Annotated in this window: 22 protein-coding genes; 21 read left to right on the top strand and 1 reads right to left on the bottom strand. The window is 37.8% G+C overall.

Translation table 11 applies throughout. The features are described 5' to 3' along the window. Positions 1-190: 190 nt before the first annotated feature. The 3 genes from IGL28_RS10440 to IGL28_RS10430 all read left to right on the top strand — a co-directional run bounded on the left by IGL28_RS10440 (position 191) and on the right by IGL28_RS10430 (position 2,820). On the top strand, positions 191-1,663 hold the full coding sequence (locus tag IGL28_RS10440) for a lectin-like domain-containing protein (protein WP_034698948.1): 1,473 nt from the start codon (positions 191-193) through the stop codon (positions 1,661-1,663). A gap of 305 nt (positions 1,664-1,968) precedes the next feature. Further along, positions 1,969-2,157 carry a hypothetical protein gene (locus IGL28_RS10435; RefSeq protein ID WP_081204136.1) on the top strand — a complete coding sequence of 63 codons (189 nt, stop codon included), beginning with the start codon at positions 1,969-1,971 and terminating at the stop codon, positions 2,155-2,157. A 174-nt stretch (positions 2,158-2,331) separates the two neighbouring features. Continuing rightward, positions 2,332-2,820, top strand: a complete 489-nt coding sequence (locus IGL28_RS10430) for a gamma carbonic anhydrase family protein (RefSeq protein ID WP_081128162.1) — start codon at positions 2,332-2,334, stop codon at positions 2,818-2,820. A gap of 86 nt (positions 2,821-2,906) precedes the next feature. Here IGL28_RS10430 and clpP read toward each other — a convergent pair whose 3' ends face one another. Beyond that, positions 2,907-3,500, bottom strand: coding sequence for an ATP-dependent Clp endopeptidase proteolytic subunit ClpP (gene clpP, locus IGL28_RS10425; protein ID WP_010718717.1), 594 nt, complete (start codon positions 3,498-3,500; stop codon positions 2,907-2,909). Between the two features lie 178 nt (positions 3,501-3,678). Between clpP and IGL28_RS10420 the strand changes: the two genes are divergently transcribed. From IGL28_RS10420 to IGL28_RS10335, 18 genes are all read left to right on the top strand, one after another. Then, positions 3,679-4,206 carry a hypothetical protein gene (locus IGL28_RS10420; protein ID WP_010718716.1) on the top strand — a complete coding sequence of 176 codons (528 nt, stop codon included), beginning with the start codon at positions 3,679-3,681 and terminating at the stop codon, positions 4,204-4,206. Positions 4,207-4,675: 469 nt separating this feature from the next. Next, positions 4,676-5,410: a glycerophosphodiester phosphodiesterase gene (locus tag IGL28_RS10415; protein WP_081128160.1), complete on the top strand. Its 735-nt coding sequence runs from the start codon at positions 4,676-4,678 to the stop codon at positions 5,408-5,410. A gap of 7 nt (positions 5,411-5,417) precedes the next feature. Beyond that, complete coding sequence (gene miaA, locus IGL28_RS10410; protein WP_081128158.1) at positions 5,418-6,344, top strand: tRNA (adenosine(37)-N6)-dimethylallyltransferase MiaA; 927 nt, start codon at positions 5,418-5,420, stop codon at positions 6,342-6,344. Next, complete coding sequence (hflX, locus tag IGL28_RS10405) at positions 6,334-7,566, top strand: GTPase HflX (RefSeq protein ID WP_034698955.1); 1,233 nt, start codon at positions 6,334-6,336, stop codon at positions 7,564-7,566. The genes miaA and hflX overlap by 11 nt, the downstream gene beginning before the upstream one ends. A gap of 204 nt (positions 7,567-7,770) precedes the next feature. After that, on the top strand, positions 7,771-8,163 hold the full coding sequence (locus tag IGL28_RS10400; protein WP_010718712.1) for a MerR family transcriptional regulator: 393 nt from the start codon (positions 7,771-7,773) through the stop codon (positions 8,161-8,163). Positions 8,164-8,193: 30 nt separating this feature from the next. Further along, a complete protein-coding gene (glnA, locus tag IGL28_RS10395; protein WP_010718711.1) occupies positions 8,194-9,534 on the top strand; it encodes a type I glutamate--ammonia ligase in 1,341 nt (446 codons plus the stop codon). Between the two features lie 810 nt (positions 9,535-10,344). Then, positions 10,345-11,862: a hypothetical protein gene (locus tag IGL28_RS10390; protein WP_232088598.1), complete on the top strand. Its 1,518-nt coding sequence runs from the start codon at positions 10,345-10,347 to the stop codon at positions 11,860-11,862. A gap of 327 nt (positions 11,863-12,189) precedes the next feature. Beyond that, positions 12,190-13,800: a CTP synthase gene (locus tag IGL28_RS10385; RefSeq protein ID WP_010718709.1), complete on the top strand. Its 1,611-nt coding sequence runs from the start codon at positions 12,190-12,192 to the stop codon at positions 13,798-13,800. Between the two features lie 269 nt (positions 13,801-14,069). Continuing rightward, a complete protein-coding gene (locus IGL28_RS10380) occupies positions 14,070-14,939 on the top strand; it encodes a class II fructose-bisphosphate aldolase (protein WP_010718708.1) in 870 nt (289 codons plus the stop codon). Between the two features lie 223 nt (positions 14,940-15,162). After that, positions 15,163-16,434 carry a UDP-N-acetylglucosamine 1-carboxyvinyltransferase gene (locus IGL28_RS10375; protein WP_053765738.1) on the top strand — a complete coding sequence of 424 codons (1,272 nt, stop codon included), beginning with the start codon at positions 15,163-15,165 and terminating at the stop codon, positions 16,432-16,434. Next, positions 16,431-17,726 (top strand): transcription termination factor Rho, encoded by a 1,296-nt coding sequence (gene rho, locus IGL28_RS10370; RefSeq protein WP_010718706.1) that lies wholly within the window; start codon positions 16,431-16,433, stop codon positions 17,724-17,726. The genes IGL28_RS10375 and rho overlap by 4 nt, the downstream gene beginning before the upstream one ends. A gap of 97 nt (positions 17,727-17,823) precedes the next feature. After that, positions 17,824-18,087 carry a type B 50S ribosomal protein L31 gene (locus IGL28_RS10365; RefSeq protein WP_010718705.1) on the top strand — a complete coding sequence of 88 codons (264 nt, stop codon included), beginning with the start codon at positions 17,824-17,826 and terminating at the stop codon, positions 18,085-18,087. Positions 18,088-18,337: 250 nt separating this feature from the next. Continuing rightward, positions 18,338-19,846 carry a M60 family metallopeptidase gene (locus IGL28_RS10360; RefSeq protein WP_241547363.1) on the top strand — a complete coding sequence of 503 codons (1,509 nt, stop codon included), beginning with the start codon at positions 18,338-18,340 and terminating at the stop codon, positions 19,844-19,846. A 250-nt stretch (positions 19,847-20,096) separates the two neighbouring features. Further along, complete coding sequence (locus IGL28_RS10355; protein ID WP_010718703.1) at positions 20,097-20,561, top strand: PTS sugar transporter subunit IIA; 465 nt, start codon at positions 20,097-20,099, stop codon at positions 20,559-20,561. A gap of 71 nt (positions 20,562-20,632) precedes the next feature. Beyond that, the gene (locus IGL28_RS10350; RefSeq protein WP_081128156.1) at positions 20,633-22,060 is read left to right on the top strand and encodes a PTS fructose transporter subunit IIC; all 1,428 of its coding nucleotides are present in this window, start codon (positions 20,633-20,635) and stop codon (positions 22,058-22,060) included. Then, a complete protein-coding gene (locus IGL28_RS10345; RefSeq protein ID WP_034698965.1) occupies positions 22,060-22,923 on the top strand; it encodes a ketose-bisphosphate aldolase in 864 nt (287 codons plus the stop codon). Before IGL28_RS10350 ends, IGL28_RS10345 begins: the two co-directional genes overlap by 1 nt. Before the next feature lie 270 nt (positions 22,924-23,193). Next, positions 23,194-23,964 (top strand): DeoR/GlpR family DNA-binding transcription regulator, encoded by a 771-nt coding sequence (locus IGL28_RS10340; protein WP_010718700.1) that lies wholly within the window; start codon positions 23,194-23,196, stop codon positions 23,962-23,964. Positions 23,965-24,170: 206 nt separating this feature from the next. Beyond that, a complete protein-coding gene (locus tag IGL28_RS10335; protein ID WP_081128154.1) occupies positions 24,171-26,921 on the top strand; it encodes an endo-beta-N-acetylglucosaminidase in 2,751 nt (916 codons plus the stop codon). Positions 26,922-26,981 lie beyond the last annotated feature (60 nt).

Raw genomic sequence — 26,981 nt, 5'->3', positions numbered from 1 at the left:
TTTGTAGTAGAAAAAAGATCAAGGGAGGCGAAATAGCATTCAAAAATGCTTCTACTACTGGATGCTTGCTAGTAAATGAATTTTACGCGTAATTGTTTACTAAAAGAATGAAAAGAGATGGTGAAATGCAGATAAAACGGAAAAGGATAGTGTATAAAAAATAACTATATGAATGGGAGTGTTATTTATTATGAACAAAAAGACCTTTTATAAAAAAGTATGTGCAGGAACTATTGGATTAATTGGGGTAAGTGTTGTTGGATTGTCAGTAAATGCAGAAACTAGTAATGTTTTAGTCAATAAAAATATTGCTATCTCCCAAAATGTGGATCAAAATAATTTTGATTTGAAAGACATCGTCGCATTTAATGGAAGTGCCGTCCAACTTGATTCCCATACAGCTCGTCTTACTCAATCGAAACAATTTCAAAAAGGAACAATATCTGGAATCGTCTCCCTTGATATGAACTATGATTTCTTGTTGGATATGGATGTCAATTTAGGTGATAATGTAAATGGTGCTGATGGGGTAGGTGTGGCTTTCCACCAAGGAGCAATTGGCGACATTGGAGCTAATGGTGGAGGTCTAGGTATCAGAGGCCTGAAAAAGGGAATTGGATTTGAATTGGATACCTATTCTAAAGCGCCAGATAGAGATGATGCGGATACTTCTTTCAACCATGCTCAAATGGTTGGTGCTCATGGAGGCTTTGTTTCAACAGATGCCAACAGTGGATTTTTAACCGCTTTAGCTCCTATGCAACAAATCAAATTCACGCCAAATACTTTTAAAAAATTAACGTTAAAATGGAATAGCAAGCAACAACTTATTACTGCAGATTATGATGGGCAACATTGGGAATTGAAAAATCCAAACATCGATAAATCAAAGAAATATACTTTTACGATTGGAGCTGCAACAGGAGAACACTTCAATACGCATACTGTCAGAATCAATCAATTTGCAGCTGTTTTTGAAAAACCAGAGTTACATGCAAATGATATTGAAATTTTGCACGATGAGTTATTTGATCCATATGACAAACGAATCAATCTAAGTGCTTATGATCGTGTTGACGGAGACATCACAGACAAAATCAAAGTGGTAGAAAACAACGTTGATTCCTCTATTCCTGGAAAATACCAAGTCACTTATGAAGTGAAAAATAGTGTAAATGAAGTGGCTAGAAAAACGATTAATGTAACGGTGAAAATCAATGATACTTGGCCTGACGGACAAACTGCTGGATGGAAAATGTTCTCAGGAGATGACATTGAACTAGTGAAAGACCCTGTGAATGCTTTAGTTGGTGACTATACTTTCTTTGCTGATCAGCATGCGAGTGTATATAAAATCTTTAACGGTAGTGAAGCTTTAGAAGAAAATGCTACTTATCGAGTAACTGTTTATGTGAAACCAGTGGTCGATATGTTGAGTGACCATTATGTAAAAGTGGCATTGAAGGAAGATACTTCGTCTAAAGATAGTCGTGAACTCCTTAACACCACATTGATGAGAGATGGGGTTTTAGAAGAAAAAGGATACTATCGACTTACAACTACTTTTAAAGTAAATAAAGGAGAAACAAGCCCACTAATCAATGTGGAAAACTATAAAGCTGGCTATATCGGCTCAATCAATATTTCTAAAGTAAATGGATAAAATTTAGCTACCAGTTTAGATAGCATATAGATAAAAGGAAAGAGCTTGGAACACGAAAGATTGTTCTGAGCTCTTTAGTTGTGTAAAAACGAGAGGTTGAGACAAAAGTGTTCAGCATCAAGAAATAAGAAGGAATTTCCGAAAATTGACAAGAAACACAAAAACTAGTTTTTGATGTTGATTGTTACCTACTTGGTGCTTCTCAAATTTTTGGTAAATTTCGGCAAATTTTCCGAAGATGCTACTTTTGTCTCACCGTGAACAAGAGGCTGTGAAAGAAGCGTTCAGCTCCGAGCGAATAAGCGATGATTTTTTTAAATAGCTCCTCATATTTTAGAAAATCATCGCTTATTGTTGAGGAGTTGCTTCTTGAACGCCGTGAATCAGAGGTCGTGAAAACATCGGGTAGCTCTGATGACAATAAGAAAGAATTTTTTGAAACAGCTTCTCATGTTTTGAAAAATTCAGGCTTATTTCAAGGAGCTGATGTTTGAACACCGTTTATTCGTTTTTAGAGATACTAGAAGAGACTGAGACAACTTTTGTCTCAGTCCCTAGAGAGTAGGCGTGCTTGAAGGGACTATGAAATAATAGCTACCAGTCTTTTTGAAGGAGAAATCCATCTTCTGCTATAATTGGAAATAAGCCAAAAAAGGAGATGTGTAAAAATGAGTCAAAAATTTATTGCACCGAATGCAACTGTTGTTGGCGATGTAGAGCTCGCAGAATCGGTCACAGTTTGGTATCAAGCGGTGATTCGTGGGGATAGCAATACGGTTAAAGTTGGAGCAAGAACGAATATTCAAGATGGTACTGTTATTCATGTGGACCATGATGCACCAGTTGAAATTGCTGAAAATGTAACGGTAGGACATCAATGTATGCTTCATGGTTGTACCATCGAAAAGGGCGCGTTGATTGGTATGGGATCAACTATTTTGAACCATGCAGTGATCGGTGAAAATAGTTTGATTGGTGCTGGTTCTTTAGTGACCGAAGGCAAGGTCATTCCGCCCAACGTATTAGCGTTTGGTCGGCCAGCTAAAGTCATTCGTCCTTTAACGGAAGAAGAGATTGAAAAGAATCGCCAAAATATTCAACATTACGTTGAACTTGGAAATCAATATAACGAAGGAAAGTTTAAAGAACAGCATTGAAAAACCGAGCTTTCGTTCCAACTGAAAAAAGGACGATGAGCCGCTCAATCGAGCAGTCCCATCGTCCTTTTAGTTTACAAATGATATTAGTTTAATCCAGCACTGTTTTCCATCACTTCATCAATCAAACCGTATGCTTTCGCTTGTTCAGCAGTCATGTAATTATCACGGTCGGTATCTTTTTCGATCACTTCAAGAGGTTGACCAGTACGTTCTGCTAAAATTTTGTTCAAGCGTTCTCGTGTTTGTAAAATGTGACGAGCTGCGATTTCGATTTCTGTCGCTTGACCTTGTGCGCCGCCAAGTGGTTGATGGATCATGATTTCAGCATTTGGTAAAGCAAAACGTTTGCCTTTTTTACCTGCTGTCAGTAAGAAACTACCCATAGAAGCAGCCATACCCATCACAATGGTTTGGACATCTGCTTTAACAAAATTCATCGTATCATAAATCGCCATTCCAGCAGTAACCGAACCGCCAGGAGAGTTGATATAAAGATAAATGTCTTTTTCAGAATCTTGTGCATCTAGGAAAAGCAATTGGGCAATGATCGAGTTTGCAAGATCATCAGTCACTTGACCACTTAACATGATAATGCGGTCTTTTAATAAGCGTGAATAAATATCATAAGCTCGTTCGCCACGAGAGGATTGCTCAATAACTGTAGGGATTAAATTCATAATTTGGTTCCTCCTTAAGTTCTTTACAAATAGTGTAACACAAATTCATTTCTTCTACCTAAAAAGTAGTATACATTCTTGGTCAATAAAGGTCAAATAAAAAAATTTTAGAAAATAGTCTGTGCTTGCACGTTTATGTTATGATGAAATAGAAGAATACAGCAAGGAGGAACACTAATTGGTAGTTGGCATCGTAGGCTTAATTGGCGTTTTATTAGGAGCTATTTTAGTATATATCGGGATGGTTGTTCAGATGCGCCATCTTGAAAACAAAGAGCAACGAAGACGGGAGTTAGAATTAAAAGTCAAAGAGATTGAGACTTTGAATCAACTAAATAAAAAAATCAATGAAATCTTGCAAAAAAGAGCAACACTGTTAGATGAATATGTCAGCTTTGATGCATTTGATGATTGTTATATCACTATTGATGATTTTGCTTATTTACAGTCATTTGCTGCACAAAATAATTTTTATCTTCCAAATTACATCTTAGAGGAGTTGTTTAAAAACATTGCGCACCGTAAAGTCGTTCTTTCTCCTGACGAAACGATGAAAATAGGCGGTTATGCTTATAAAGGTGGACGTGTGATCTTAGAAAACTTCACGGATAATCTGACGGAAATGATCAATGAAAAAAAAGCGCAATTAAAAAGTGTCACGCGACAACCTATTGGCTTTTTCTCAAATGATAATGTGTGGAGCTAATTGTTTTTTGAGTTGAGATCGAAGAGGATCAAAAAACTTTTATAATTTGTAAAGGCAAGGTTGTGACAGAATTGTCTAGCTTTTAGAAATAAGCCGAAGAATCCAAAAGTAGTTCCTTATATTTTTGGTTTTTTCGGCTTATTTTCGATAGAGGGAACACTATGAATGAGAGATTGCGAAAACAGCAGTTTGCCCTGAGTATGAAGAATGAAAATCTCGAAACAGCTCCCCATATTTTGAGATTTTTGACTGATCGTCGAAGAACAGCTTTAAGCGAATGAGAGAGGACTTTTATAGCTTTTCATATTTTAGAAAATCATCGCTTATTGCTGAGTAGTTCTTTATTGAATACCGTTTACTCATTTTTTAGAATGACAAGTCAACCTCATTCTTAACCATTTGAAGTATTACGACTTTTTCACAGCCTTTTTCCTATGGTACAATCAAAGAGACTGAAAGTGGTGATGAAATGGTTCAGATTTTTGCGCATCGTGGAAGTAGTGGTACCCATCCAGAGAATACATTGCCTGCGTTTGCCGAAGCGGTTCGAATAGGTGCAGATGGGATTGAACTAGATGTTCATTTGACGAAAGATGAGCAGATCGTGGTGATTCATGATGAGGAAGTGGATCGGACGACGGATGGCAAAGGATTGGTACGGGAAAAAACATTAGCAGAGATAAAAAAGTTGAATGCAGGAAAGTGGTTCAATACAGAGTTTCAGGCAACAAAAGTGCCAACTTTGAAAGAGGTCTTGCATCTTTTTTGGGAAATGAATTATCGTGGAACGGTAATGATCGAGATCAAAACAGATAAATATGAGTATGCTGGCATCGAAGAAAAAGTAGTTCAACAATTAAAAGCAGTGGAATGGCCTTTTCGACATGCGTACTGCAGTTTTAACTTTCATACATTGGAACGAGTAGTAAAAATTGATCCTCAAGCACAGCTGGATCTTCTTTTAAGTACGTCACAAAAGAAAGTACAGTTAGCTGAAGATACTCCTTGGATAGAAGGGATTCATCCTAGAGGTGACTGGTACTTGGAGCATTTGCCATCCATGGAGACATTCCCCAAAGCTATCAGATGCTGGACCATCAACGACGACCAGCAGATGACACGATGTTTCGATCAACAACTAGATGCAATAATCACAGACTTTCCCCAAAAAGCATTTTGGATAAAACAAACAATGAAAAAGTAGGATGATAATGGAAAAAGTATTAGTAATCGTTGGACCTACAGCGGTAGGGAAAACAGCGCTTAGCGTGGAATTGGCTAAAAAATTTCACGGTGAAATTATTAGTGGGGATTCACTGCAAGTGTACAAAAAATTAGATATCGGGACGGCTAAAATAAAAACGTCAGAAATGGAAGGTATCCCTCATCATTTGATTGATGTCATCGAACCGAATGAAACTTATTCCGTAGCAGATTTTCAAAAAGCTGGACGAAAATTGATCACAGAAATCACAGAACGTGGTCGTTTGCCGATGATCGTTGGCGGAACAGGGTTGTATATTCAATCTTTACTTTATGATTTTCAATTGGGTGCAAAAGAGGAAAGCGTCACAGCAGTACGAAAAAAATATGAAGAATTAGCTGAAACACTCAGTAAAAAAGAACTTTGGGAGTGTTTGAAAACAAAAGATCCGCTAGCAGCGGAAAAAATTCATTGGAATAACCAGCGAAAAGTGATTCGAGCTTTAGAAGTATTTGAAGTGACTGGCTACAGTATCACAACACCGCAAGAGGAACCCGCACGTCTTTATGATTATTGTATGATTGGTCTTAATACCGAGAGAGCCTTGTTATACCAGCGCATCAATCAACGTGTAGATAGTATGTTAGAGGAAGGTTTATTAGAAGAAGCACGTTTTGTGTATGAACTTGGTGAAGTCCAAGCGAGTCAAGGTATTGGATACAAAGAATTTTATCCGTATTTTAAGGGAGAAGAATCTTTAGAAAACGTTGTGGAGCAGTTGAAGATGAACTCGAGACGGTATGCAAAGCGACAATTAACATGGTTTCGTAATCGTCTTGATGCACATTGGTTTGACTTATTAGCAGAGTCCAGTAGTATGGAGCAAATTGATCAATTGATCAGAACGTGGTTGGAGGAAAAAGATGACAAATAAAAAAGAAAAAGTGATCATCGTAGGCGTTGAGACAGAACAGAATCAACGATACTTCACAGAGTCGATGGCAGAATTAAGCAAGCTGACCAATACAGCTTCTGGGGAAGTTGTATTTACATTGACGCAAAAACGACCGCAAGTCGATCGTCAAACCATTATCGGTAAAGGTAAATTACAAGAATTGATCCAACAAGCGGATGCTCATGAAGCGGATCTGATTATCTTTAACCATGAAATGACCCCTCGGCAGAGTCAGCTAGTCTCAGAAGCAGTAGGAATCCCTATCATTGACCGAGTCCAGTTGATTTTAGATATTTTTGCCATGAGAGCCCGTTCGAAAGAAGGAAAGCTGCAAGTAGAGCTAGCTCAATTAGAATACCTTTTACCACGCTTAGCTGGACAAGGAAAGTCATTGTCTCGATTAGGTGGTGGAATCGGAACGAGAGGACCTGGGGAAACCAAGTTGGAAACGGATCGACGTCATATCCGTAATAAAATATTAGGGGTAAAACGTGAGTTGAAGGCTGTAGAAGCGCATCGAGCGAGAAACCGCCAAAAAAGACAGTCTAGTGAAATCTTTCAAATTGGTTTGATTGGGTATACCAATGCGGGGAAGTCAACCATTCTTAATTTGCTTACGCAAGCGGATACGTATTCTAAAGATCAGTTATTTGCTACTTTGGATCCCTTAACAAAGAAATGGAGATTTGCAGAAGGATTTGAGATTACGGTTACTGATACGGTTGGATTTATTCAAGATCTTCCGACACAATTAATTGATGCGTTCCATTCAACATTGGAAGAAAGTCAATCAATGGATCTATTGTTACATGTAGTTGATGCAAGTTCGCCAGATCGTATTTTGCAGGAGCAGACTGTATTACAGTTGATGGCGGAACTAAAGATGGAAGAGATGCCTGTATTAACAGTCTATAACAAAGCGGATCAAATTGATCCAGCCTTATTTACTCCCTCACTCTTTCCAAATGTATTGATATCGGCGCAAAGTACCGATGGGAAAGAAAAGCTAGTACAAGCGATCAAACAACAGTTGTTGGAATTGATGGTGCCATACACGCTCTTTGTACCCAGTCAGGATGGGCAAACGTTAAGTGCTTTACGAAGACAAACCCTCGTTTTGAAAGAGCATTTTGTAGAAGAAAAAAATGGATATGAAGTAAAAGGATTTGCAAAGTCAACTTCTAAATGGCTGAATAGTTAAATGGTCGTTGTCTCTTTCTTATCAGAGTGACCTATGTATTTTCTCTTTTTTTAAAAGTTAGAAAACTTGAGCAATGAATCGTTGCTCAAGTTTTTTTGTAAAAAAAAACCAACCCTTATGTTAGAAAACCTGACATAAGCGGTTGACAGTAGTTTTTTTGATTGGTATACTTTACCCAACTTGTTAAACGAAAGGGGACGTCTGATGGGAGAAAAGGAATTGCGCCGTTCAATGTCTGTATTTCCAATTGGTACAGTAATGAAACTGACTGATTTATCCGCACGACAAATTCGTTATTATGAAGAACAAGATTTTGTTCATCCTGAAAGAAGCGAAGGAAATCGTCGAATGTATTCATTAAACGATATTGACTTGTTGTTAGAGATCAAAGATTATCTTTCTGATGGATTAAATATGGCTGGTATCAAACGAGTTTACGAAATGGCTCAAGCCAAAAAACAGGAAGAAAAGAGCAAAAAACCGCTAACTGATCATGACGTTCGACAAATTTTTCGTGATGAGATATTGGCGCAAGGTGGGCTAAGTAAAACTGGGCATTATCAGTCGCAAGGAATGCAACGACAATTCTTTGACTGAATAATATAAAGAAAAAGAAAGAGGGATACCATGGTAAAGAAACAAATAACTGGTGATGAAATTAAACGAATCATTGAAGAAGAGAACGTTCGATTTTTAAGATTAATGTTCACAGATATCTTAGGAACGATCAAAAATGTCGAAGTACCCGTTAGTCAAATCGATAAAGTACTTGAAAACAAAATGATGTTTGATGGTTCTTCGATCGAAGGTTTTGTTCGGATTGAAGAAAGCGATATGTATTTGTATCCTGATCTTTCAACATGGATGATCTTCCCTTGGGAAAGTGATCATGGCAAAGTAGCTCGTTTGATTTGTGATATCTATAACCCAGATGGCACACCTTTTGCAGGTGATCCACGCGGGAATTTGAAACGTGCATTAAAAGATATGCGCAACCTTGGATTTACCTCTTTCAACTTAGGTCCAGAACCAGAATTCTTCTTATTTAAGTTAGATGAAGATGGTGGAATCACGACCACGTTAAACGATAAAGGTGGATATTTTGATTTTGCACCAACAGATTTAGGTGAGAACTGTCGTCGTGATATTGTTTTAGAATTAGAAAGCCTTGGGTTTGAAGTAGAAGCTTCTCACCACGAAGTAGCTCCTGGGCAACATGAGATTGATTTTAAATATGCAGACGTTGTGGATGCTTGTGACAATATTCAAACATTCAAACTAGTCGTTAAAACAATTGCTCGTAAACATGGGTTACACGCAACGTTCATGCCTAAACCATTATTCGGGATCAATGGTTCGGGGATGCACTGTAATATGTCCTTGTTCAATGATGAAGGAAATGTCTTTTATGACAAAGATGGCGATTTAGAACTTAGCCAAACAGCGTATCATTTCCTAGGTGGGCTATTGAAACATGCTCGTGCCTATACAGCGGTTTGCAATCCGACCGTCAACTCATATAAACGTTTAGTTCCTGGCTATGAAGCACCAGTATATGTGGCATGGAGCGGTCGCAATCGTTCACCATTAGTCCGTGTTCCAGAATCACGTGGCTTATCCACACGTTTGGAATTGCGTTCAGTTGATCCATCTGCTAACCCATATTTAGCAATGGCTGTTTTATTACAAGCTGGATTAGATGGTGTCCGTAATGAAATCACACCACCAGCAGCGGTGGACCGAAATATTTATGTGATGAACGAAGAAGAACGAGAAGAAGCCCACATTCAAGATCTTCCTTCAACGATCCATAATGCAATCAAAGAATTAAGAAAAGACAAAGTGATGATCGATGCATTGGGACAACATATCTTTTCGAACTTTGTCGAAGCAAAACGCTTAGAATGGGCAGCCTTTAGACAAACTGTTTCAGAATGGGAAAGAGAACAATACTTGGAATTATATTGATTATCGCTTCCCCATTAGAATACGAATAATTGGAGTTGAAGATATCAATCTCACTTCACTTTAAAAACGAGTGAATGGTTTTTAAGCATTAGCTCCTTGAAGTAAGTCTGAATTTTTCAAAACATGAGAAGCTGTTTCGAGGTTTTCATCCTTAATACTCAGGGCAAACCGCTCTTTTCACAACCTTCTTATGCTTGATAAACAGGATAATAAGCCAAAATTTTACGAAAAATGAGTACGACTGAAAAGAAAGACAGTTTGCTTGAACTGATTTCTTAGTCGCTGAAGACTTATTTTAGGAAATTTTGGCTTATTTTGTTCGCGCATTGTTTGGTGAGTAACTTATGTGGTGAGACAACAAAAAACTCCTGAAGAATACACTTCAGGAGTACGAGAATGAGAAACGGATGATGTTAAGTTATTCTGAATCACAAATAACTGGTTGGATTGTGTAATGAAATCATTCTCTACGAGTAGTATACAGCTATTTCTGATTGAAATTTTTTTTAAAATTTTAATGGAAAGAAAATTATTTGCAAAATATGAATAACACACCTATTCTATAGTATAAAAAAATTTTTTTCATTTTTTTTGTGTAGAATTTTTCTAAGAATATTCTTGTTTTACAGTGATTATTGCACTCCTGGTTGATACGCACAAGTAAAAAATGAGTTCATTGAAGATTGTATATGATGATAAATAATTGAATTTTTTTAATTTGAGCATACCTATTTCTTCTGGGGGGAAAATTAGGTATGCTCAAATTAAAGTTATTGCCTTATTATTATATTATAAAGGAGGCATAAATTTATGAATAAAGTTGAATTAGATCAAATAATCAAAGATATGAATGAAGGATTAGAGGAAGATGAAGAAGAAATATTTTTATTAAACCTACGTACTTATTCTAAAGATGAAATCAATTACGTAGTAGATCGTCTTAATCTGGATGATCATACTCGTGAACAGGTTAGAACATCACAAATTAATTCAATGAAAAAACATCAAGTGCGAAAAAAAAATTTATTAAGAGACGAAAAACTTAGAGCTGTTCATAAAAATTTAAACAAACAAAGTGAGGAAGTCAATTCATTCTCTGATCGCTCAAAGAGGATAGATACAGTTGTTGCATCTATCAATCAATTGATTCATGATCCGGAAATTAATGTTATTCAACCAATAGACGATATTGATATAAGTGAGGCATTATACGTCTTCTTTGAAAAAACCTATTTTACACCAGATGAAATAAATTCTACTATTGATAAGCTAGAACTAGCAAATAAAGAAAATCTTCGTGAAACAATTAGAAAAAGGGAGATTGAAGAAGAACCTCGACGTAAAATCAAGTTTTTAAAAGAAGAACGAATACAAAAAATTAACGAAATGGTGCAACAGTCGATGACATCAAGGACGTTCACAGAGGTTGCAGAGAGTCTTAAAAAAATGTATTCAGAGTTACCTTACAAAGTTAATGAGGCTGATTTAAGTGAGGATATAGAATTTGTAATAGAAAATTTTAAGATGAAACCTAATGATATTGGTTCTTTCGTGGACTTGTTTGACCTCAGTCCTGATACTCGTAATAAAATTAAAGAATCACAAAAGAAAAGAATTGAGGAGATGAAGGCAATAAGGGATACTGAACTTTCAATAAAAATAGAAAGGTTGAGAATGCGCCGTCCTTTTACCCTGATACAGGATATCACTTCAGTACTTCGTGAGCAAATGAATGACCCAGTTATTCCACTTGCACAACACGAGGTTGTATCTATATTAGAAGAGAATTTAGATATACCACATAGTACAACAATAGAAGGTACTTCAAGACGTGTTTTGCCTCTTAGGCAGAATGAATATAGGGAAATTATACATAATCTTGGTTTGAGCGTGGAAAACGTAAATGAACGTTGGCAGTTTAACCGCCATGCTGTAGAACTACTGACTAACTATGCTGAATTCAATATGTTACAGTATCCACAAACAGATCTTGTGCATGGCAATCCACAGGAACTTTCAAACCTTGAATTATATAAAAGAGAATTTAGAGAGTTGGTTAATGAAAGTGTAGGCAAGGTGGGAACTAAAGCTGAAGATAAATTAGGTTTTCAAGCTGAATTTTCTAATTTGACCCCCGGACAACAGGAACAGGTAATGAAAAAAGTGGAGGATTTTAAGAAAAGAAGACAAGAAAACTGGAAACAATTAGATGTAGAAAAATTGTCACCGTTAAAAAATAGGACAGAAAAATTCAATGCTGCAAGAACGAGAAGTACAAACATATCTGAAAAAAAAGGACAAAAATCTTCTAGAGATCATCAAAGATAGTCTAGTGAATGAGTAAAGAAGTCGTATGGCTAATCGTTCTTACTAAAAGAATGAGTGTACTATTTTTCGTGCAGTTTTTTATTAGAGAGTGAACTACCTGTTTTCATTTATCAATGACGTTGGATTATTCTTATGACTAACGACATCTGCAACGTTAAATTAGAGGCTTGACTTTCTTCAAATTTGCTTGTAGTATACTCATTGGGCACCCTTTTAAAGGGTCAGAAGTTCACAGAAATTTTGCTCCCTATTCTAACTAGAATAGGGAGCTTTGTTCATTTTCTGGGACTTTTCCTGCAGATAAAAGAAGAAGGAGTTTTTGAACTTATGACAAAATACATTTTTGTAACGGGCGGCGTAGTTTCATCGATTGGTAAAGGAATCGTTGCAGCTTCTTTAGGTCGTTTGTTGAAAAATCGTGGCTTAAAAGTAACCATCCAAAAATTTGATCCCTACATCAACGTAGACCCGGGAACGATGAGTCCGTACCAACACGGAGAAGTTTTTGTAACAGACGACGGAGCAGAAACTGATTTGGATCTAGGCCATTATGAACGTTTTATCGATATCAATTTGAACAAATACTCCAATGTTACTACAGGGAAAATTTATTCAGAAGTACTTCGTAAAGAACGAAAAGGGGAATACTTAGGAGCAACTGTTCAAGTCATCCCTCATATCACAAATGAAATCAAAGAGAAAATCATGCGTGCAGCAAAAATGACTGATTCAGACGTGATCATCACTGAAGTTGGCGGAACAGTCGGCGATATCGAATCTTTACCATTTCTAGAAGCACTACGCCAAATGAAGGCGGATGTTGGTGCTGATAACGTGATGTATATCCACACAACATTGATTCCTTATCTAAAAGCTGCGGGAGAAATGAAAACTAAACCAACTCAACATAGTGTAAAAGAATTACGTGGTTTAGGCATCCAACCTAATATCTTGGTGGTTCGAACAGAGCAACCTGTTTCACAAAATGTGAAAAATAAATTAGCACAATTTTGTGACGTAGAACCCGAAGCGGTCATTGAATCACCAGATGTGGATACTCTTTACTCTATTCCGTTGCTTTTACAAAAACAAGGCATGGATCGCATCGTTTGTGAACATTTGAAACTAGAAACGCCAGAAGCTGATATGGAAGAATGGAAACAATTAGAAGAAAAAGTATTGAATCTGAAGAAAAAAGTCCGAATTGCTTTAGTAGGTAAATATGTAGAATTACCAGATGCTTATATCTCAGTTGTTGAAGCGTTGAAACATTCAGGCTTTGCTTTTGATGCGGATATCGAACTTGACTGGATCAAGGCTCAAGATTTAACTAAAGAAAATGTTGCAGAATATTTGAAAGATGCAGATGGCATCTTAGTACCTGGTGGTTTTGGCGATCGTGGGGTCGAAGGAAAAATCGAAGCCATCCGTTACGCTCGTGAAAATGATGTGCCTTTCTTAGGGATTTGTTTAGGCATGCAAATGGCGTGTGTGGAGTTTGCTCGTAATGTGGTTGGTTTGGAAGATGCTGCTTCAGCAGAAACTACACCAGAAACAACGAACAATATCATTGATTTGATGGCAGACCAAGAAAATATCGAGAATTTAGGTGGAACGTTACGTCTAGGTCTTTATCCATGTAAAATTAAAAAAGGAACGAAAACAGCGGAAGCTTATGACGGAGCCGATGTAGTACAAGAACGTCACCGTCATCGTTATGAATTCAACAATAAATACCGTCAATTATTTGAAGAAAAAGGATTAGTATTCTCAGGTGTTTCTCCTGATAATCGTTTAGTGGAAATCGTGGAATTAACAGAGAAAAAATTCTTTGTTGGTTGTCAATTCCATCCAGAATTGATCTCAAGACCAAATCGCCCACAAAAATTGATCAAAGGATTTGTCGGAGCTGCTTTGTCTGAACGTGAAGGAAAATAAGCGGGACAAATACGCTTTTAATGTTTCAGATGAATTTAGAGAAAACAGTTATAAATAAATTGTTATTGTTTGAACAATAAAAAACGATAAACTAGCCATTTTTGACTAAATCAGCCAACTGAAAACCTTATTTTTTGCAAAAAAGTTCTTGAAAATTTTCATTTTCATTGATTTTAGTAGAAAACTCTGAAAATGTTTGGTAAAATAGGTTCGTTGGTTAAGGATAGTCTTAACAAATTTAGTTTTACAAAACTTAGGAGGAATTTATTATGCCAGTAGTATCAGGAGCTGAATTTTTAAAAGCTGCTCGTAAAGGCGGTTACGCTGTCGGCGGATTCAATACAAATAACTTAGAATGGACTCAAGCAATCCTTGAAGCAGCTGAAGCAAAACAAGCACCAGTACTTATCCAAACTTCAATGGGTGCGGCTAAATACATGGGCGGCTACAAAGTTGCTAAAGATATTATTTGTGACTTAGTTGAATCAATGAACATCACTGTTCCTGTTGCCATCCACTTAGACCATGGTGACTATGATGCAGCTATGGAATGTATCGAAGTAGGCTATACTTCAGTTATGTTTGACGGTTCTCACTTACCATTTGAAGAAAACTTGAAATTAGCGAAAGAAGTTGTAGAAAAAGCTCACGCTAAAGGAATTTCTGTTGAATGTGAAGTTGGTTCAATCGGCGGAGAAGAAGATGGAATCATCGGTAACGGTGAATTAGCAGATATCGAAGAATGCAAACAAATGGTTGCTACAGGAATCGACTACCTAGCATGTGGTATCGGTAACATCCATGGTCAATATCCAGAAAACTGGAATGGTTTAGCATTTGATCATTTACAAGCAATCGCTGATGCTGTAGGTCCAGATATGCCTTTAGTATTACATGGTGGATCAGGTATTCCTCAAGAACAAATCCAAAAAGCAATTTCAATGGGTGTTTCTAAAGTAAACGTAAATACTGAATTCCAATTATCATTTGCTAAAGCTACTCGTGAATATATCGAAGCTGGTAAAGATAAAGAAGGAAAAGGTTTTGACCCTCGTAAATTGTTAGCACCAGGTAAAGCTGCAATCATTAAAGATGCAGAAGAACACATTGATTGGTTCGGTTCAGCTAACAAAGCTTAATTAATCGATTAAGAATGCCGTGAAACAGGTTCAACCTGTTTTGCGGTTTTTTTTTTTCGCAAATTGATAATCGTTCACTTTGATAAACATTCGTCCATCTTTTTTCAGAATAAACCTTTGATTTTTGAGGAAATAAAAAAGAATGGGAACTCGTTTCTTTATTTCATCTATGATAAAATACAAGCATGTGTAATAAAATTGAACAATAACAAGGTGGAAATCAATGAAAAAAATCATAATTGAAGGAAATCGTCCGTTAACTGGTGAAGTAACGATCAGTGGGGCTAAAAATAGTGCAGTGGCTTTGATTCCTGCAGCGATTTTAGCAGATTCTCCGGTTATTTTAGAAGGCGTACCTGATATTCAGGATGTTCATTCACTAATCGAAATTTTAGAAATCATGGGAGCAAAAATCCATTTTTCACAAAATATTTTAGAAATTGATCCCCGCGGTATCGTCTCTGTGCCCATGCCAAGTGGTAAGATCAATAGTCTACGGGCTTCCTATTATTTTATGGGGGCACTGCTTGGAAAATTTGGTGAGGCAGTGGTTGGTTTGCCAGGTGGTTGCTACTTAGGACCGCGACCAATTGATTTACATGTCAAGGGTTTCGAAGCATTAGGTGCTTCAGTCAATAATGAACATGGTGCGATGTATTTACGGACCGACCAAGAGGGATTACAGGGAAATCGGATTTTCATGGATGTCGTTTCAGTCGGTGCAACGATTAATGTGATGCTGGCGGCTATTAAAGCGAAAGGTCAGACAGTAATCGAAAATGCCGCTCGTGAACCAGAGATCATCGATGTTGCTACTTTGTTAAATAATATGGGTGCCAAAGTGCGAGGAGCAGGGACGGATGTGATCCGAATCGAAGGTGTAGACAAACTCCATGGTTGTCGCCATTTCATGATCCCTGATCGAATCGAAGCAGGAACTTATCTAGCGCTTGCTGCAGCAGCAGGAAATGGTGTTAAGATCAAAAATGTGATTTACGAACATTTAGAAAGTTTTATTGCTAAACTTCAAGAAATGGGCGTAAACATGACAATTAGAGAAGATGAGATTGAAGTGTTTCCGTCTAAAGAGTTAAAAGCGGTGAATGTGATGACTTATCCATATCCTGGGTTTGCAACAGACTTACAACAACCATTGACTCCCCTCTTATTAATGACCAAAGGAACAGCTGAAATCACAGATACGATCTATGCTAAACGTGTGAATCATGTGCCTGAATTAGCACGTATGGGTGCTGATATATCAGTGGAAGGGAATTTGATCATTACAAATGGACCAAATAAACTTCATGGAACAGAGGTAGTCGCTTCTGACCTTCGAGCAGGTGCTTGTTTAGTTATTGCAGGTCTCATGGCTGAAGGAACAACTACTATTTATAACGTAGAATATATTTTACGTGGTTATGATCATATTATTGAAAAATTGACGGCATTAGGTGCTGAAATCCAAATGGTGGAGGAAGTGGAAGCTGAATGAGTGATTATTTGACGATGGCGGAACTGGAAAATAAGACATTAAAAGAGGTCTACAGTTACGCAAAAGAATTTAAGATTCCTTATTATAGCAAAATGAATAAAAAAGAATTATCTTTAGCTGTGATTCGGGCGCAAGCAGAAAAACAAGGGTTTTATTATATGGAAGGAATCTTAGATATCGTTGGACAAGATGGGTATGGTTTTTTACGACCAATCAATTATGGGCCAAGTGTAGAAGATATCTATATCTCTGCTTCACAAATAAGACGGTTTAGTTTGCGAAATGGAGATAAAGTAGCAGGAAAAGCTCGCCCACCTAAAGAGTCAGAACGTTATTATGGGTTGATGCACGTGGAAAGTGTAAATGGAAAAGACCCAGAAGAAGCCAAAGAACGTCCGCATTTTCCAGCTTTGACACCTCTGTATCCTCAAGAACAGCTTAGGTTAGAAACAACCTCTCAAAGACTAGCAACAAGAATGATCGATATCTTCTCACCGGTAGGTTTTGGTCAACGTGGCTTGATCGTAGCACCTCCTAAAGCCGGAAAAACTTCTGTGTTAAAGGAAATCGCCAATGGAATCACTGAAAATCATCCAGAAGTAGAACTGATCGTTCTTCTGATCGATGAACGCCCAGAAGAAGTCACGGATTTGGAACGCAGTGTCAAAGGAGATGTCGTTTCATCTACTTTCGATTTACAACCACAAAATCATACAAGGGTATCTGAGTTGGTTCTGGAAAGAGCGATGCGTTTAGTCGAAGATAAACGAGATGTCGTGATCTTGATGGACAGTATTACCCGATTAGCTAGAGCTTACAATTTAGTCGTACCGCCAAGTGGTCGTACATTGAGCGGGGGAATCGATCCAGCCGCACTATATAAACCAAAAAAATTCTTCGGAGCAGCTAGAAATATCGAAGAAGGTGGAAGCTTGACGATCTTAGCAACTGCCTTAGTCGATACGGGTAGCCGAATGGATGATGTGATCTATGAAGAGTTTAAAGGAACAGGGAATTTAGAACTTCAACTGTCTCGTGAACTATCTGAGCGTCGTATCTTCCCTGCCATTGATATCAAGAAATCTGGTACGAGAAAAGAAGAGCTTCTAATGCCAGAAGATCAATTAGAAGAAATTTGGAAGTTACGAAAGAATATGGTCGGCGATTCATTGGAATACACCGAACAATTGATCCGTTTTTTAAGAAAAACCAAAAACAATCAACAATTTTTCAAAGAATTCCAAGATGTCTCGTTCGGTAAAAAAAATCAGACAAGAAATCTAAAAAGATAATTGCAACGTTGTTAGAAACATGTTAAGATGTTACTGTTGTATATCGACAAATCAACTCTGGTTCAGCAAATGGGTCAGGGCAAAGGAGCGAAAACGCATGAAAGAAAACATCCATCCAGATTACCATCCAGTAGTGTTCTTGGATTCAACAACTGGCTTTAAATTCTTGTCAGGTTCAACAAAAACTTCACAAGAAACAGTTGAATGGGAAGACGGTAATACATACCCAGTCATCCGTGTCGAAGTTACTTCTGACTCACATCCATTCTATACTGGACGTCAAAAATTCACACAAGCAGACGGACGTGTGGACCGTTTCAACAAAAAATACGGTCTCAAAGACGCAAACGCTGCAGAATAATCAAAACATTGTTCATACGATGTTTAGCAGACTATCTGATAAGGGTAGTCTGTTTTTTTTGTGTTTTCTGTTTCTGATAATCAAAAAATTGTCACTAAAAATTTATCATACCATATTATTTAAAAGTCTGATTTTCATTCTTTCCTTCTGTTGGAAAAAAACGACAACATTTATAAAATAATGCATGTTAATGTTATATTATAAAGAAAAAATAACATTAAGGGGTGCTAATACGAGTAAGAAGAAAGCAATGATCTTGGGGTCTTTACTGTTCAGTATGGTTATTTTATCAAATGACCTAAATGTTGAGGCAACAGTAAATGAACCGACTATTGGGACGGAAGTCGTTCTTTCAGAGCGAAGTAATGAAAACGTTTCAACGGTTTTGAATGCTTATCAAAGTGAGGATGTTGAGAGTTATCGGGAAGAAATCGGTAATTGGTTTGGTCCTAGTAGCAATCAATCTACAGGGATCTATAAACGTAAAAATGATACGATCGAAATTTATGTAGATGAAACGGCGCAACAACTACCAACGTATACGATTACCAGGGCTAGTCTGAAAGATTATCTCGAAGGGGCAACGAAAGGGAAACGACTAAATAGAGGAAGAAATGTCATTTCCGGTACCCAAGAAGGTGTGATCCATATCCAAAATGAATCCACTCGCATCACGCAACAAAAAACGAGAATTGAAATACGTGGTGGTATAACAATTCCACGTTTTATTCTAGGAAAAATGACCAATAAAGATTGGCAGAATGAAGTAAGAAATCATTCAAATGCACCTGCTTATGAATTGGTCAGTGATCGAGTTTTGGTTACAGGATCCGACAAAACAATTAATTATGTGAAGGACCCAACTAAAATTTTAACAACGAAAGAAAAAGTAATTGATCTTCACGATCAAACAGCCGGACTAGATAATAGCGCTACAATCCATCGTCAACCAACTGGCTTAGTTCAACATATGCGTGAAACGAGTGCCAGAGAAGATTATATGTACGCGTATGAACAACATACTGGTTTTAATTATGCAGATGGAATGAGAGTCTTGTTAGATCCAGACGGTTCCTCACAGTGGGGGATTTGGCATGAATTAGGTCATACCTATCAAATTGATGATATGGGTTGGGAGGATATGACCGAAGTGACCGTGAATATCTTTTCGATGCGGGTACAAAAAGCATTAGGGCAGCGTAGTCGTTTAGAAGAAGATCGCGTATATACGGATATTTTCAATTATTTGAATCGAAGTCAATCGAAAAATTTTGATAAACAAGATGAATTTGTTCGACTAGGAATGTTTTGGCAGTTGGAATTAGCATTTGGCAGCGACTTCTATCCTAAACTACATCAGTTATATCGTGAAGAAAGTCCACAGCTATGGACAGAACAAGACAAGCGACAACATTTTATCTTATCTGCTTCAAAGATCAGTAACAAAAATCTAACGCCATTTTTTGAAAAATGGGCTATCGAAGTTACTGCTGATACTAAAAAAGAATTAGCAAGACTACCAAAATTAACGAAGAAAATCTGGGAATATCGTGATGAAATGAAAGGTGATGTAGGAAATATTACCGATGATGATAATAACAATGGCAACACGGAAGATCCTTCAATTGAAACTTGGGATAAAGATAAAGTGTATGTTGCTGGGGATATTGTCATGTATAAAGGTGTAAAATATCGTGCAAAATGGTGGAATACCGATAAAGTTCCTGGAGAAACGATTGACTGGGAAAGAATTGATTGATCATCAATAAACACAACGTATTTTGATTGTAACGGTCAAAATACGTTGTGTTTTATTTATATAAGGAACGCCTGAAACACATGAACCTCTAATTTTGATGAACGCTATCGATCATTTTTTTGACTGATTTTTTAAAATTTTGATCCATTTTTCGTTATTCGTTCAAAGCGTTGAATGGCTTAATCAGGGATGCTATACTTGCCACAGTTATTAGAAAGCGTTAACAAATAGAGAAAGGAGGTTATGTGGAGTGGAGATTAGTCAACTGATTTCAGAAGATTTGATTCTTTTCGATGACTCAATTCGATCAAAAAAATCATTATTTGAATGTATCGGTACTACACTTGAAACCACACATAGAGTAAAAAGTGCAAAAAAAATAATCAAAGCATTATTCAAAAGAGAAGAGGAAGTGCCTACAGGAATCGAAGCTGGATTTGGTATCCCACATGCTAAAAGCAAGGCTGTCATTACACCAACCATTTGTTTTGTTCGTAGCAGCCAGATTACAGAATATCTTGGCTTAGATGGGGAGCCAATTGCATATACTTTTGCAATCGTGGTTCCTGCAAACGCTGCTGACAGTCATCTTGAGATTCTCAGTGCGTTGTCAAGGCGATTAATTGATCCAAACTTTAGAAAACAAATCAAAGAAGCAAATTCAGCCTCAGAAATTATGACCGTTTTAAAAAATGAAGAAAAAGCAATCCGTTAAATGAATCATCGAATAATGTCACACGCATCAACTGAGACCGTTATTGAATAAGCAGATAGGGGAGAATAACGATGAAAATAATTGGTGTAACCGCATGTCCTACGGGAATTGCGCATACGTATATGTCCGCTGAGAAATTAGAAGGGACTGCTAAAAAACTAGGCCATGATGCAAAGTTTGAAACGCAAGGAATCAAAACGGAAAATAGGTTAACTACAAAAGAGATTGCTGAAGCAGATGCGATTATTCTAGCAGTTGATAAAGAAATTGATATGCAACGTTTTACGGGTAAAAGAATCAAAAAAGTTTCAACGAGTCGAGCAATTAAAGAACCAGAATTGGTAATTGATGAAGCATTAAAAGGGATCAATACGTTAGAAATTGCCCAATCAGTTGAACAAACAAAAGCCACGAAACAAAAAGCCACACTTTATAACCATTTTATGAGTGGTGTGAACTATATGTTACCGTTTGTGATTGCGGGCGGAATTATTATCGCATTAAGTTTTGCTTTTGGAATCACTGCAGCGGATCCTGAATCAGCTGACTATAATGTCCTAGCTGCCGCATTTTCTAGAATTGGCGGAGACACCGCTTTTGCTATGATGGTGCCAGCTTTAGGGGCAGGGATTGCGACCTCTATTGCGGGGAAAGCTGGCTTTGCACCTGGGATCGTGGCAGGACTACTGGCATCTACTGGTGGTTCTGGATTTCTTGGAGGAATGATCGGGGGGCTGTTAGCAGGGTATGTGACAGATTTTCTGGCAAATAAAATTCCTGTAAAAAAAGGTATCTTAGCGATGTATCAATTGATCGTCGTTCCGTTAATATCTATCTTGATCATTGGTTTAGCAATGGTTTTTGTAATAGAACAACCCATTTCGTGGTTATTAGAAGTATTAACCAATTGGTTGAATAGTTTAGGTAATACTTCCGGATTAATGTTTGGCTTGATCATCGGCGTGATGATGGCAGCTGATATGGGAGGGCCGATCAATAAATCGATCTCAACTTTTTCCATTGGTTTGATGTCTGCCGGAGTCAATGCACCGATCGCAGCATGTATGGCAGCTGGAATGACCCCACCACTGGGGATCGCTTTAGCCACACTGTTGTTCAAGAAAAAATTTACGAAAGAAGAACGGACTTCTGGTCAATCCTGTTGGGTGCTTGGTGCTTCTTATATTACAGAAGGAGCGATTCCCTTCGCAGTTTCAGATCCGATTCGAGTCATTCCGAGCTTGATTCTTGGCTCTGCTACTGCAGCGGGTATCTCAATGGCTGCCGGTGTCACATCCATTGCTCCTCATGGTGGGATCTGGGTCATGCTGATACCTAACGTGATCAATCACCTACCCATGTATTTGCTAGCGATTGGTGCTGGGACAGTAGTTACGGCTCTTTCACTTGGATTATTAAAGAAATCAAGCGAAGAACAAGTCGGAAATGAAGAAAAAATAGTGAAGCAAGAAAAAATAATAAATGAGGTGGAAGTATAATGTTATATACAATGAAAGAGTTATTGAAAGTAGCTAAAGACAATCAATTTGCTGTTCCTGCTTTTAATATTTGTAGTTATGATATGTTAAAGGCAATCATGGAAGAAGTAGAACGGTTAAATGCACCAGTGATTTTAGAAATCCATCCCGATGAGATTGCTTACTTGAATGATGAATTTGTTGCTGCTGTTCGAGCTTATGCGCATAAAAGTAAAGTACCTGTAGTGATCCATCTTGACCATGGCGGTAAAGTAAGTGATGTGTTACGGGCTATCCGCAATGGCTATACCTCGGTCATGATTGATGCCTCCTTGCAATCCTTTGACGATAATATAAAGATAACTAAAGAAGTGGTGGCTCTAGCTCACGAGGTAGATGTGTCAGTCGAAGCAGAAATTGGTACGATTGGGAATAATGGGTCAGCAGAAGGTGGGGCAGCTAATATTATTTACACAGATCCTGAACAAGCAAAACAGTTTGTTGAAGAAACGAATATTGATACATTAGCTATCGCTATTGGAACAGCACATGGCTTATATCCTAAAGATAAAACACCAAAACTGAATATCGAGTTATTGAAAGAATTGAATGAGACCATCGATTTGCCGTTTGTTTTGCATGGTGGTTCAGGAAATCCGGATAAAGAAGTAAGCGAAGCAGTTAAATATGGTGTAGCTAAGGTCAACCTTAGTTCGGATCTAAAAAGTGTCTTTTTCGATGCTTTAAGAGAAATCTTAAATGAAAACCCGGAAATGTATGAACCGAATATGATCTACCCTTATGCGAATCAAAAAGTACAGGAAGTAGTGAAACATAAAATGACGATCTTAAACACGATCGATCAAGCCAAGTGTTATAAATAAGACGAATTTCTCACCGTTTATTCGTTTTAGAGATACTAAAAGAGACCGAGACAAGTTTTGACTCAGTCTCCAATGAAATCGAAATCGAGTGGTCATGAAAAAATGCTCAGTATTTCTAGGAATAAGCCAATGAATCGCTAATTTTAGTTATTTCGGCTGATGTCCTATAGCGAAGCATTTTCATTCTAACCGCTCGATTCTGTTTTTGGATGTAGGTGGAGGCATCTTTGTTTATGGTAAAATAAAGCGAAAGAGAAAGGAGTGGGGAAGATGTTAAGTGATGTAGAAGAGCGACAACAAACGATTGTCAATCATTTGAAAATCAACCAATTTGCCAGGATTACTGAATTGATCGATTTAGTAAATTACAGTGAAGCGACAGTGAAACGAGATCTTGTTGTCTTAGAACAAAGTGGTCTGATCCGAAGAGTCCGTGGTGGGGCTATGTTAGTAGATAATCAGAAAATCGATGTACCATATATGATGAAAATCACCCATTTAGAGGAAGAGAGTGAAAAACGTTATATTGCGGATATTGCAGCTAATTTGATCAAAGATGATATGGTTTTATTTTTAGACTCTAGTACAACTAGTTTGCATTTAGTTCGAAATTTAGGTCGATTTGAGGGGCTGCAAATCATTACGAATGGGGTCATTACTGCTGCGATGCTAAGTGAATTTACTTCAGCAAAAGTATCGATCGTCGGTGGTAAAATCGTTCAAAAACGAGCAACGATCAACGGAGCAAAAGCGTATAATGATATTTTGACTTATGCTGCTGACCTTGCAATCATCAGCTGTCGAGGATTTGATTTTAATCAAGGCGTGACGGAAACGCATGAAGGAGAAGCGTTAGTAAAAAGAGCGTTTCGTAAACAAGCCAATCATTTGATGGTGTTAGCTACACAGGATAAATTAGAACAACGCTTCATTCATCAAGCAATTGCTAGTCATGAAATCGATTATTTAGTGACCAGTCAGAAATTAACGAACGAACAATTGAAAAAAATCCATGAACACCACACAGAGTGTTTTTATTAATCAGAAAGACCAATAAAAGTGGATGTTCTCATAAAATTCATTCATTGATAACACCTATAATTTGTATCAAGAAAGCTATAGTTTGTTCATGTACACCCTTTTTGGTAAGCGCTATCATAAATTGTGGGAGATAATAATTGAGAAAGGAGTAACGAGTGAACAGTTGCAGCAAGCGATTAGATAAGATCAAATCATAGGAGGAAGTAATGAAGAAGTTAGAAGGTACTTTAGCTGGATTGTTGGTAACGGTGATGATGGGAATTGCTCTGAAAGAACCGGTCGTGTATGCACAAGTAGATGCCACAAATCCCGAGGTAAGGGTTTCGATGGATAATCAACCGGAGTCCTCTTACTGGTTCCCTGATGAATTGCTTAAATGGACGTTTGATCAGGATGCAGATGCGAAATACAATGTTAGTGTTGAGCCTTTAGCCACACGAGTGGAGAAATCGCACTTATTAAAATCGAATACTACCCAAAACGAAAAGATGAAGGTTGTCGCACTTTCGATCATGAATAATAGCACTAGTGGAAATGCACCAAGAGGGAGCAATCAGTTTGATGCAAATGTTTTTTCGAATTGGCAATATATTGATCAATTGGTTTATTGGGGAGGCTCAGCTGGCGAAGGTATCATTGTTCCGCCAAGCCCAGATGTTACCGATGCGGCGCACAAAAATGGTGTGCCTGTTTTAGGTACGATCTTTTTTCCGCAAGGGGCCCATGGCGGAAAAATCGAATGGTTGAATACCTTTTTAGAAAAAGATGCTCAAGGTCATTTTCCAATCGTGGACAAGATGATCGAAGTCGCACAAAGATATGGGTTTGATGGATGGTTCATCAATCAAGAGACAGAAACCAATCTAACGAAAAAACACGCTGATTTAATGAAAGAACTGATTGGGGAATTTAAACAAAAATCAGCTGGAGCGTTAGAGGTTATGTGGTACGATTCCATGACAAGTGATGGGAAAATGGATTGGCAGAATGCGTTGACTGATCAAAACCAAGATTATTTAGTGGATGCTGATTTGAATCCAGTAGCAGATAGCATGTTTTTGAATTTTTGGTGGAATACCTCTAGCTTAGCAGGCCAAGATCTATTGCGTAAATCAAAAGAAAAAGCAGAAAGTTTAGCCATTGATCCCTATGATTTATTTGCGGGAATCGATGTCCAAGAAAAAGGGTACGATACACCGGTCAGATGGGATTTGTTTACGGATAAGAAGGGAATACCCTATACTTCACTAGGGCTTTACGTCCCAAGTTGGACCTATTCTTCTTCCAATGATCCAATGGACTACCAACAAAAAGAAGAAAAATTCTGGATCAATGAACAAGGGGATCCTACTAAAAGTACACTACCAACCGGCACAAGTTGGCCTGGAATCTCTACTTTTTCGGTTGAACAAACCGCTATTACGCAATGGCCTTTTATCACCAATTTCAATGTCGGAAATGGTTACAGCTATTTTAGCAATGGGCAACAAGTTTCAACAAATGAATGGAATAATCGAAGTCTCCAAGATATCATGCCGACTTACCGCTATATTATCGAAGAAGGAGCTGGCAATAAATTAGCTGGTAGTGTGGACTATACTACTGCTTTTAATGGTGGGAGTTCTTTGGCTTTTAAAGGTAAGATGGCAGAAAAAGTAACAAGTAAGATCAAACTGTATCAAACAAAAGTCAAAGTCGAAAAAAACATGTCATTTACGACGACAGCCAAAGCATCTGATCGAACCACGTTGAAACTAGTATTAGGTTTTGCTGATGGTACATTTGAAACGTTTAATGGCAATAAAAAAATAGGGAATGACTGGACAACGGTTTCTTATCCTTTGAATAAAGCAACTGGAAAAGAAGTAACGTCGATTGCCTATGAGGTAACCTCAGCAAAAGCAAATGAGAATTATGAGTTATTCTTAGGTCAAATTTCTGCGACACCTAAAAAAGTGCTGAGTCCAACAGCGGTCAATGATGTTACGTTCGATGATTTGTCATTTGACGAAGAAGCAATGTTTGCCGGGATCAGATTATCTTGGACTAGTCCACAAGCAGATCGCATCAAACACTATGAAATTTACCGCGTTCTAGACGATGGAACACGTGTCTTTATCGGAGCCACACCTGCTGAGAATTATTTTATCAATGGCTTAGAACGTCAAAATGCAACAGCTACAGCTATCGAAGTTGTGCCAGTTGATATCTATGGCAACAAGGGTGAACCTTCCAGACCAAACAGTTTTGACTGGCCACCTGTTCAGTTACCGCGTGCTTCCTTTACTGTCTCAAAAACTTTGGTAGCGCCAGGAGAACCGATCACTTTCACGAACACCTCTTCACGAAATACCCAAAGTTTAAAGTGGACATTCAAAGGTGCTGATGTAGAGTCAAGTACGGAAGAACAGCCTCGTGTCACTTATTCAAAAGAAGGAAGCTACGATGTAGAATTGACAGCAATCAATGAAGCAGGAGAAACGACAACTGAAATGAAAGGGATCGTTACGGTTACCAAGAATGCCCAAGCTGGTCTGAGTTTATTATCTAAAGGTGCCAAAGCAGAAGCCTCTTCATATGTGAATGAATCAGAAGCACCAAAGTTTGCTGTCGATGGTGATCTTGGAACAAAATGGTGTGCTGTAGGGAGTGCGCCACATACCATCACGATTGACTTAGGAACAGCTAAATTGATCAGTGAAGTGCGCATGGCTCATGCTTCTGCAGGAGGAGAAAGTGTAGGCATGAATACCAAGGCTTATACTATAGAAGTGAGTGCAGACGGAGAAAATTTCCAAGAAGTTTCGCGAACAACTAATAATACGCAAGGTTCAACGCTAAATACCTTTGCAGCAACGACTGCCCGATTTGTAAGAGTCATCATCGATCAACCAACTCAAGGCGCAGATACAGCTGTCCGTCTTTATGAACTAGAAGTTTATGGGTTAGTAGAATAAAAGTTGAGTGATTGTTTCTGAACAAAAAGGAGTTTTGACAGAAGTATCTAATCATGAAAA

It is taken from the genome of Enterococcus sp. AZ077 (assembly GCF_051714965.1).
GTDB lineage: Bacteria > Bacillota > Bacilli > Lactobacillales > Enterococcaceae > Enterococcus_B > Enterococcus_B hirae.
The sequence above is the reverse complement of the archived record's forward strand: the minus strand, read 5'-3'. Positions and strand labels throughout refer to the sequence as shown.